Here is a 3,288-nt window from a genome sequence, read left to right on the forward strand (position 1 = left end):
GTATAAGTCCCTTAGGGACGGCTCATATGGTAGCAACTGGACTAAAGTCCAGCTCTATAATATGAGTCGAGTCTACGACTCTTTTATGGTATGTATAAGTCCCTTAGGGACGGCGCATATGGTAGCAACGGATTTTAATCCGTTGTCGTAAATATCATTATGTTGTAGCAACGGGTTTTAATCCGTTAAAAAAAAAACACATACCAAGCATAACATCTCTATGCTTTGTATAAATCCCTTAGGGATGAAACGTATTGTAGCAACTAAAGTCCAGCTCTATAATATGAGTCGAGTCTACGACTCTTTTATGGTATGTATAAGTCCCTTAGGGACGGCTCATATTGTAGCAACGGATTTTAATCCGTTGTTGTAATAATCATCATATTGTAGCAATAGGTTTTAATCCGTTGTCGTAAATATCATCATAGTATAGCAACGGATTTTAATCCGTTTATGTAAAAATCATCATATTCTAGCAATGGATTTAATTCGGTGATATAAAGACACTCCTTATTTTGTGATCAACGAATTTTAATCTGTTGAAATATAATAATATCGGATGCGATATAAATCCCTTAGGGTTGACAAATTTATTTTCATTCCCACATAAAATAATCAATCATTCCAAACTATAATCCCCCAATAATTTATAACAATTCTAAAACAGAAGTTGATATAAATCACATGAATTTCCTTCTACAATTCTTATATTTGGAATTCTAAAAAAACACATAAATGGACTTTATATATCAAGACCCGTATCCTATTTTAAAAGACGATACCCAATACCGTAAAATCACTTCTGATTACGTAAAAGTAGAAAAATTAGGAGACCGTGAGATTTTGACGGTAGACCCAAAAGGATTGGAATTATTAGCACAAGAAGCGTTGAAAGATGTTTCATTTATGTTACGTACAGCACATTTGGAAAAATTAAGAGCGATACTTGACGATCCTGAAGCAACAGATAACGACCGTTTTGTAGCCTACAATTTATTGCAAAATGCTGTTGTGGCTATTGAAGGAGAATTACCTTCATGCCAAGATACTGGAACAGCGATTGTCATGGCCAAAAAAGGAGAAAACGTATATACTGGAGTCGATGATGCCGAATGGTTGTCCAAAGGAATTTTCAATACCTACCAAGAACGCAACTTGCGTTACTCTCAAATCGTGCCCATTAGCATGTTTGAAGAAAAAAATTCAGGTTCGAATCTTCCGGCGCAAATTGATATTTATGCTAAAAAAGGAGCTTCGTATGAATTTTTGTTTTTAGCAAAAGGAGGAGGATCAGCTAACAAAACCTATTTGTACCAACAAACAAAGTCCTTGTTGAATGAAAAATCAATGGATGCTTTTGTACGTGCTAAAATAATGGATTTAGGAACTTCAGCTTGCCCGCCGTATCACTTGGCTTTAGTGATTGGAGGAACTTCGGCTGAGGCTAATTTAGCCGCTGTTAAAAAAGCATCTGCAGGTTATTTTGATCATTTGCCTACTTCTGGAAACATGGCTGGTCAAGCTTTCCGAGATTTAGAATGGGAAAAAAGAGTGCAATTAATTTGTCAAGAAAGTGCTATTGGAGCGCAGTTTGGCGGTAAATATTTTACGCATGATGTACGTGTGATTCGTTTGCCACGTCATGCTGCTTCTTGTCCAGTAGGATTAGGTGTTTCTTGTTCTGCGGATAGAAACATCAAAGGAAAAATCACCAAAGACGGTATTTTCGTAGAACAATTAGAAGTGAACCCAAAACGTTTATTGCCTGAAACAGCACCACATTTGGAACCAGCAGTTGACATTGACTTGAACCAACCGATGGTAGACATCCTTAAAAAATTATCTCAATACCCAATCAAAACCCGTTTAAAATTAAACGGAACTTTGATTGTAGCGCGTGATATTGCGCACGCCAAAATCAAAGAATTATTAGATGCTGGTAAACCTATGCCAGAATATTTTAAAAATCACCCAGTGTATTACGCAGGTCCAGCCAAAACTCCAGAGGGAATGCCATCAGGAAGTTTCGGACCTACCACTGCAGGACGTATGGATGTCTATGTTGCCGAATTCCAAAAACACGGCGGAAGTATGGTTATGTTAGCCAAAGGAAACCGTACCAAAGATGTAATGAATGCCTGTAAAACTTACGGTGGATTCTATTTAGGTTCTATTGGAGGACCAGCGGCTATCTTGGCTCAAGAAAATATTTTGAAAGTAGAAGTGGTCGATTTTGAAGAATTAGGCATGGAAGCCGTTCGTAAAATTACCATCAAAGATTTCCCTGCTTTTATTATTACAGATGACAAAGGAAATGATTTTTTTGAAAATTTATAATTTAAGGTACTAAGTCAATGTTATTAAGTTATAAAATTATTTAAGATTTTTGATTTCAGATTGGCAAACCGCTTAGAATCAGCAAATTTTTTATTGATTAACGGCAAATCCTACATCAACAATCTCTTAACTTAATGATATTGGGTACTAAGTGGCTAAGGCACTGAGATACTAAGTTTATACCAATTTTAACCGCAGCTTCACAGATTTTATTATTTGTGAAGCTGCGGTTTTTTTTATGATATTTTTTATCGTAATGCTTCCACTTTTGACTTTACGACTTTGAAACTTTCGACTTACTTAATTGCAAAAATTAGAGCCGTAAATTTTTGAAAATTTCCGAACTTATTAAAAACTAAATTGAGAAAACAAGGAATCCATTAGGATTATCCATTCTCGACTACTCTTCTTACAAACGCAGTACCACAGCACTTTAAAGGAGATTTTTTTTAATAAATATGTCCGATTGGGCTATCGATTTGTCCGAATGGGCTACTCGAATCATGTTTGGAAACTTAACTTTGCCAATTAATTTCCTTTGCTTTTCAAAGAAAATTATAAATAAAAATTATAATTCTAAAATCAATACATTATGAGAACAAAATTACTTTCGTTTTTAATGTTGCTTACCGTAGCAATTAATTATGCGCAATCATCTGCAAATGTGGCTGGAATTGCAATTCAAGGAATTTCAAGAGACGGCAACGGGAATGCCCGTACCAACACACAAATTGCGCTTACGTTAAAATTGTATTACATACTTAACAATGCTGAAGTGGCTATAGCAACTCCAACAGTGAAAAATGCGGATACAGATGGCTTTGGTGTCTTCTCACTGGTGTTACAGACACAGGCTAACGAAAATATATTGATTGCCAATACGGAGGCTTATTTAAGAATTTCTGATGGTTCATTAACTATTTCTGATGAAAAACTAAAACAAGTACCGTA

3 protein-coding genes are annotated in these 3,288 nt (G+C 35.5%); all 3 read left to right on the plus strand.

Annotated features, from left to right (window positions below):
- Positions 1–244: 244 nt before the first annotated feature.
- The gene (locus WBQ70_RS02245) at positions 245–373 is read left to right on the plus strand and encodes a hypothetical protein (protein ID WP_423909976.1); all 129 of its coding nucleotides are present in this window, start codon (positions 245–247) and stop codon (positions 371–373) included.
- Positions 374–735: 362 nt separating this feature from the next.
- Positions 736–2,337 carry a fumarate hydratase gene (locus tag WBQ70_RS02250; RefSeq protein WP_423909979.1) on the plus strand — a complete coding sequence of 534 codons (1,602 nt, stop codon included), beginning with the start codon at positions 736–738 and terminating at the stop codon, positions 2,335–2,337.
- A gap of 592 nt (positions 2,338–2,929) precedes the next feature.
- A partial coding sequence (locus tag WBQ70_RS02255; RefSeq protein ID WP_423909981.1) for a hypothetical protein occupies positions 2,930–3,288 on the plus strand: 359 nt, incomplete at its 3' end.

Origin of the sequence: Flavobacterium sp., assembly GCF_049590715.1 — a bacterium.
Taxonomy (GTDB): Bacteria; Bacteroidota; Bacteroidia; order Flavobacteriales; family Flavobacteriaceae; genus Flavobacterium.

Coding starts and splice junctions, on each gene's coding strand:
- WBQ70_RS02245 (WP_423909976.1), top strand. CDS start 245: ATGAAACGTATTGTAGCAACTAAAGTCCAGCTCTATAATATGAGTCGA.
- WBQ70_RS02250 (WP_423909979.1), top strand. CDS start 736: ATGGACTTTATATATCAAGACCCGTATCCTATTTTAAAAGACGATACC.